General features: G+C 66.1%; 5 protein-coding genes. 2 read left to right on the top strand and 3 right to left on the bottom strand.

Going from position 1 to position 6,285, the window contains the following annotated elements:
* The first annotated feature begins 80 nt into the window (after window positions 1–80).
* The gene (locus VGD20_RS13010; RefSeq protein ID WP_331134854.1) at window positions 81–1,415 is read left to right on the top strand and encodes an MFS transporter; all 1,335 of its coding nucleotides are present in this window, start codon (window positions 81–83) and stop codon (window positions 1,413–1,415) included.
* Window positions 1,412–2,578 (top strand): iron-containing alcohol dehydrogenase, encoded by a 1,167-nt coding sequence (locus VGD20_RS13005; protein WP_331134853.1) that lies wholly within the window; start codon window positions 1,412–1,414, stop codon window positions 2,576–2,578. The genes VGD20_RS13010 and VGD20_RS13005 overlap by 4 nt, the downstream gene beginning before the upstream one ends.
* 184 nt (window positions 2,579–2,762) lie before the next feature.
* Here the strand turns inward: VGD20_RS13005 and VGD20_RS13000 are convergent, their stop codons facing one another.
* The 3 genes from VGD20_RS13000 to VGD20_RS12990 form a co-directional block, all read right to left on the bottom strand.
* Window positions 2,763–3,830 (bottom strand): LLM class flavin-dependent oxidoreductase, encoded by a 1,068-nt coding sequence (locus tag VGD20_RS13000; RefSeq protein WP_331134852.1) that lies wholly within the window; start codon window positions 3,828–3,830, stop codon window positions 2,763–2,765.
* Window positions 3,827–4,729 (bottom strand): aldo/keto reductase, encoded by a 903-nt coding sequence (locus VGD20_RS12995; RefSeq protein ID WP_331134851.1) that lies wholly within the window; start codon window positions 4,727–4,729, stop codon window positions 3,827–3,829. The genes VGD20_RS13000 and VGD20_RS12995 overlap by 4 nt, the downstream gene beginning before the upstream one ends.
* Before the next feature lie 164 nt (window positions 4,730–4,893).
* Window positions 4,894–6,144 carry an MFS transporter gene (locus VGD20_RS12990; protein WP_414714576.1) on the bottom strand — a complete coding sequence of 417 codons (1,251 nt, stop codon included), beginning with the start codon at window positions 6,142–6,144 and terminating at the stop codon, window positions 4,894–4,896.
* Window positions 6,145–6,285 lie beyond the last annotated feature (141 nt).

Here is a 6,285-nt window from a genome sequence, read left to right as displayed (position 1 = left end):
CCGCGCAACTCTGGGCCCCGGCTTTCGCCGGGGATCACAGGGTGAGATAACGAAGAAAAAGAAAATCGAGGGAGGATGAAATGACCACCGAAGCCCCCGCCCCGTCCGTCATCGCGCCGGTATCGCCGGCGTACCGCCGCTATGCGCTGACGGTCCTCCTCATCATCTACATCCTCAACTTCCTCGACCGGCAGATCGTTTCGATCCTCGCCGAGCCGATCAAGAACGAGCTGCATCTCGCCGACTGGCAGCTCGGTGTGATGACCGGCCTCGCCTTCGCGCTGTTCTATACCATACTTGGTATCCCGATCGCGCGCTTTGCCGAGACAGGCGACCGGCCGCGGATCATCGCAGTGGCGGCAGGGCTGTGGAGTGTCTTCACCGTCGCGTGCGGCTTTGCGCAGAATTTCGTCCAGCTCGTGCTGTGCCGGATCGGGGTCGGGATCGGTGAGGCGGGGTGTACGCCGCCCGCGCATTCGCTGATCACCGATTATACGCCGAAGGAGAAGCGCGCCTCTGCCCTCGCTTTCTATTCGCTCGGCATTCCGCTCGGCGGCTTGCTCGGGCTGGCCTTGGGCGGGCTGATCGCCGATGCGTACGGTTGGCGAACAGCGTTCCTGTTCGCGGGCGTGCCGGGGGTGCTGATGGCGCTGATCGCGTGGACGACACTGAAGGAACCGCGGCGGCAGATGCATCACGACCTAGCCGCGCTGAAGGCCGCCCGGCCCGACTTCAGGACCGCGATGGCCGAGATCCGCGGCAAACGGACCTTCTGGCTGATCGCCTTTGCCGCGGCGATCAAGGCATTCATCGGCTATGGCGCGGCGGCGTTCCTCGCGCCCTTCTTCTTCCGCAACCATGCCGAAGAGCTGACGGTGATCGCGGGCGATTTCGGGCTGGGGCTGACGGGATTTCTCGGCGTCGCGCTCGGCATCGTGCTCGGACTGACGGGCGCGCTCGGGACATGGATGGGCGGACAGCTCGCCGACAAATATGGCGCGCGCGATCTGCGCGCCTATGTCGCGATCCCCGCGGTTTCGACCTTCCTCGGCATCCCCTTCTATATCGCGGGGCTGATGGCGGATTCGGCAGTGTTCGCGCTGATCATGTTCGCCTTTCCGCCAGTGCTCAACACGCTTTGGTACGGGCCGGGCTTTGCTGCGGTGCAGGGGCTGGTGCGGCCGCAGACGCGCGCGACGGCATCGGCGGTGCTGCTGTTCATCATCAACCTGCTCGGGCTTGGCCTCGGCCCGCTCGGGGTCGGTGCGGTCAGCGATTTGCTCTCGGGCCCGATGGGGCTAGGATCGGCCGAAGGCGTGCGCTGGTCGTTGATGATCTTCATCCTCTTCGGCGCGCTCGCCTCGGCGCTGTTCTGGATGGCGCGCAAAACGATCCGCGAGGAGATGGTGAGTTGAGTATCGCGAGTATCGCCCTGCCTCGCATCCTGCGCATCGGCGGCGGGGCGTCGAAGCAATTGGCCGAGGTGCTGGCCTCGCTGGGGCTGTCGCGGCCGCTGATTGTCACGGATGCTTATCTGGTGAGCAGCGGGCGCGTAGCCGATCTGGTGGACGGGCTGACGGCGGCGGGGATCGCGGCGCGGGTGTTCCCCGATACGGTGCCCGACCCGACGGTGGCGTCGGTCGACGCGGGCGTCGCCTTCCTGCTCGACGGCGACCATGATTGCGTCGTCGGCTTCGGCGGCGGCAGCCCGCTCGACAGCGCGAAAGCCATCGCGCTGCTCGGCCGGTTCGGCGGGGCGATGGCGGACTATAAAGCGCCGCATGTGCAGGACGCGCCAGGGCTCCCGATCATCGCGATCCCGACCACTGCAGGGACAGGGTCGGAAGCGACGCGCTTCACGATCATCACCGACGAGGCGACCGACGAGAAGATGCTGTGCCCGGGGCTGGCTTATCTGCCCGTCGCGGCGCTCGTCGATTATGAGCTGACCTTTACCAAGCCCAAAAGGCTGACCGCCGACACGGGCATCGACTCGCTGGTCCATGCGATCGAGGCCTATGTTTCGAAGCGCGCGAACCCGTTCAGCGACGGCATGGCGCTGCTCGCGATGCGCGCGCTGGCGCCGAACCTTCGCCGCGTGTGCGCCGACCCGATGGACGCCGCGGCGCGCGAGGCGATGATGCTGGGCGCGACGCAGGCGGGGATCGCCTTTTCGAACAGCTCGGTCGCGCTGGTGCACGGGATGAGCCGGCCGATCGGCGCGCATTTCCACGTGCCGCACGGCCTGTCGAACGCGATGCTGCTGCCCGCGGTGACCGCCTGGTCGGCGCCCGCGGCGCTGCACCGCTATGGCGATTGCGCGCGGGCGATGGGGGTGGCGGACGAGGCGGAGGGCGACCAGTCGGCGGTGGCGCGATTGCTCGACGAACTGGCGGCGCTCAACCGCGAGCTCGAGGTGCCGGGGCCGGCGGCATGGGGCATCGACGCGGCGCGTTGGGAGGCACTGGTGCCGGTGATGTGCGCGCAGGCGGCGGCGTCGGGATCGCCCGCGAACAACCCGCGCGTGCCCGATGCGGATGAGATGGCCGCACTTTATGCCGCAGTTTGGGCAGGATAACACTTTCGGTTAATCGACGGGCAAGCTGCACTCTGCTTAAGCGCGCTCGCCCCGTCCCCTTCTCTCCTACGTCTCAAACGTGGGGGCGGGGCATCTTTCAAATCGTCATTGCGAGCGCAGCGAAGCAATCCAGAGTCGCGTAAACCGCTCTGGATTGCTTCGCTACGCTCGCAATGACGGAGATTTAGAGTTCGAGCGGCCCGTGCTTCATCTTCGGCAGCACATGGCGCGCGAAGAGGTCGGCCTCGGCCGCATGCGGATAGCCCGAGAGGATGAACGCCTCGATGCCCATGTCCTGATAGCGGTTCAGCTTCGCGAGCACCTGGTCGGGGTCGCCGACGATCGCCGCGCCGCAGCCCGAGCGGGCGCGGCCGACGCCGGTCCAGAGATTATCCTCGACATAGCCGTCGTCGGACGCCGCTTCGCGCAGCGCGACCTGCGCGTTGACGCCGAAGCTTTGCGAGTCGAGCGACTTGGCCTTGATCTCGGCACCCTTTGCGGCGTCGAGTTTCGAGAGCAGCCGGTCCGCAGCGGTGCGGGCCTCGCTTTCGGTATCGCGCACGATCATGTGCGCGCGGTAGCCGAATTTGAGCGTGCGGCCATAGGCGGCGGCGCGCTGCGTCATGTCGGCGATGATCTCCTTCACCACCTCTTCGCGGTCGGGCCACATCAGGAAGACGTCGCAGCCTTTCGCAGCGGCGTCGCGCGCCGCGGGCGAGAGGCCACCGAAATAGAGCGGCGGCGCCTTGCCCGACACGGTGCCGACGCGCGCAGGGGCGACCTGCAGCTTCCAGAACTCGCCGTCATGGTCGAGTTCCTCGCCGTTGAGCAGGGTTTTGAGGATATGCATCGCCTCGACCGTGCGGCGGTAGCGCGGTTCCGAGTCCATCGTCTCGCCCGGCATGTCCGAGGAGATGATGTTGACCGTCAGGCGGCCGCCGAGGACCTGGTCGATCGTCGCGATCTGGCGCGCGAGCTGCGGCGGCCAGCTTTCGCCGATGCGCACCGCCATCAGCAGGCGGATGCGCTTCACCATCGTCGCGATTGCCGCGGCGAAGGCGGTGGTATCGATGCCGAGCGCATAGCCCGACGGCAGCAGGATATTGTCGAACCCCTGGGCATCGGCCTGCATCACGATGTCGCGGCAATGCTCCCAGCTCGATTTGAGCATCGGGTCGGGGACGCCGAGGAACTCATAGTCGTCGTCGCAGAGCGCCGAAAACCAGCTGACTTCGCAACTGCGGTCGGTCATGGCAGATTCTCCCCCATCGATGTTTGCAGCACCGCGTACCATTCGGCGCGCGTCCAGCGCGGGACGAAGGCTTGCGGAATTTCCTTGATGCGCTCGACATTCTGCGTGCCGACGATCGGGATCGGGCGCGCGGGATGCGCCATCACCCAGCTGTACGTAGCGGCGGCGCGCGAGACACCATATTCGGCCGCCTTCGTATCGAGCAGTCCGGCGACTGCTTGGCTGCGCTCGTCGGCCGGATCGCCGAGCCGGCCGCCGCCGAGCGGCGACCATGCGAGGAAGCTCATGCCCTCGGCCATCGACTGGTCGAAGATACCGTCGAAAAGCGGAGCGAGGTGAAGCGGCGAAAATTCGCTCTGGTGGCTGACCACCGGCACGGGGAGGAATTTGGCGAGCGCCGCAGTCTGTGCGGTGGTGAAGTTCGACACGCCGATCGCGCCGATCTTGCCCGCGCGGTGGGCATCCTCGAGCGCGCGCGCGATCTCCTGTGGATGGGTGAGCAGGTCGGGACGATGGATCTGCCACAGTTCGACATGGTCGGTGCGCAGGCGTTTCAGCGAGATATCGATCGCGGATGTGAGGTAGGGCGCGCTGCTGTCGTAGGGAACGCTGAGGATGATCCCGCCCTTGGTCGCAAGGACCATCTTGTCACGAAGGCCCGGCGCTTCGGCAAAAACGTCGCCCAGCAGCGCTTCCGCCGAGCCGAAGCCGCCGGGGGTGTCGCAGCCGTAGATGTCGGCGGTGTCGAACAGCGTGACGCCGGCCTCGAACGCCGCATCGATGCGCGCGCGCGCGGTCGCAACGTCGGCACCGGCGAAGCGCCACATGCCCCAGGCGATGGGCGAAACCTCGTGACCGGCGAAGGTCACCTTGATGGGAGCGGGAAGAAAATCTGACATCGCTGTCATATACTCCATAAGTCGGAAGGAGGAAAGCGGGTTTTGTATGCGGATTTAACTAATCTCTTCTTTCGTCATTCCCGCGAAAGCGGGGACCCAGGGCGTGCGTCGGCTTTCCCCTCCCCTGGGTTCCCGCGTTCGCGGGAATGACGAATGTCGAGGAATCAATGCGCCAGCACCTGCACTTCGCCATCCTCCTCCTCATCGACCGCGACGATGCGCGGGAGGATGAGGTGAATCGCCGCGAGCGCGACGAGATAGGTGACGGCGCAGACAAGGAACATCGGGAGATACCCCCTGCCCGTGTCGAGCGACCAGCCCGCAAACTCGATCATCGCCATGCCCGAGAGATTGCCGGCAAAGGCGCCGATACCGATCGCAGAGCCGACGATGCGCGCGGGGAAGACGTCGGTGGTGAGGCCGAAGAGGTTGGTCGAGAAGCCCTGATGCGCGAAGAGCGCGAGGCCGAGGATCATGGCCGCCACCCACGCGCTGTCGACCCCGACGAGCAGCGGCACGGGCAGGATAAGCAGCGCGTAAATCAGCATCGTCGTCTTGCGCGCCGCGTTCACGGTCCAGCCGCGACGGCCCATCAGGTACGACGGCAGATAACCGCCAGTAATGCCGCCGAGCGCCGCCATGAAATAGACGAAGGCGACGGGCAAGCCCAGCGTGCCCTGCGTCAGCCCGAAGACGCGGTGAAAGAGGTCGGGCATGAAGAAAAGCAGGAACCACCAGACCTGGTCGGTCAGCGCCTTGCCGAGGATCACCGCCCATTGGCGGCGATCGCGCAGCAGACTGCTCCACGCGATCGGCGGCGCGGCGGCGTCGCGCGCGGCGTTCGGCTGTTTGGGAATGCGGACCATCAGCCAGACGACGACCCAGACGAGGCCGAGCCCGCCGGCGATCAGGAAGGTCGCCTGCCAGCCCCACATCAACGCCATCAGCGGGATGAGCAAGGGCGTCAGGATCGCACCGACGTTGGGCGCGATCCCGCCGAGGCCGAGGACGAAGCTTCGCTCCTTGGCGTTGAAGTAGGTCGCGGCGGTCTTGACCGCGGCGGGGGTACCGATCGACTCCGCGGCGCCGAGGACGGCGCGCGAAGCAACGAAGCCCGATACGGTCGAGGCGAAGGCGTGCGCCATGCCCGCAAGGCTCCACACCCCGACGCCGATCGCGAAGCCCCAGCGCAGCCCGACCTTGTCGATGAACCAGCCCGTGCCGAGGAAAGCGAGCGCGGCGGCGAACTGGAAGGCCGAGGCCATGTGGCTGTAATCGCGGTCGGTCCAGTCGAACTCGGCCTGCAAGGTCGGCTTCAGCAGCGCGAGAATCTGGCGGTCGACATAGTTGAGGACGATCGCGATGAAGACGAGCCCCACCACGAGCCAGCGGCGTTTGTCGGCGATTTGCGCCAAGATCGTCTCTCCCCGAATCTGTCTGTCGTATGGATGAGATAACGTTGTCATATCGGAAAGGACAGACGTTTTTTTGCAGCGGGGGAGAGTTGTCCCTTTTGTGCACCCCGGCGAAAGCCGGGGCCCATGGCGTCAGAAGGC

Source organism: Sphingopyxis sp. (assembly GCF_036402335.1).
Taxonomy (GTDB): Bacteria; Pseudomonadota; Alphaproteobacteria; order Sphingomonadales; family Sphingomonadaceae; genus Sphingopyxis.
The sequence above is the reverse complement of the archived record's forward strand: the minus strand, read 5'-3'. Positions and strand labels throughout refer to the sequence as shown.

Bases quoted from the DNA above. Each gene is read 5' to 3' on its own strand.
- VGD20_RS13010 (WP_331134854.1), top strand. From the start codon at position 81: ATGACCACCGAAGCCCCCGCCCCGTCCGTCATCGCGCCGGTATCGCCG.
- VGD20_RS13000 (WP_331134852.1), bottom strand. From the start codon at position 3,830: ATGACCGACCGCAGTTGCGAAGTCAGCTGGTTTTCGGCGCTCTGCGAC.
- VGD20_RS12995 (WP_331134851.1), bottom strand. From the start codon at position 4,729: ATGTCAGATTTTCTTCCCGCTCCCATCAAGGTGACCTTCGCCGGTCAC.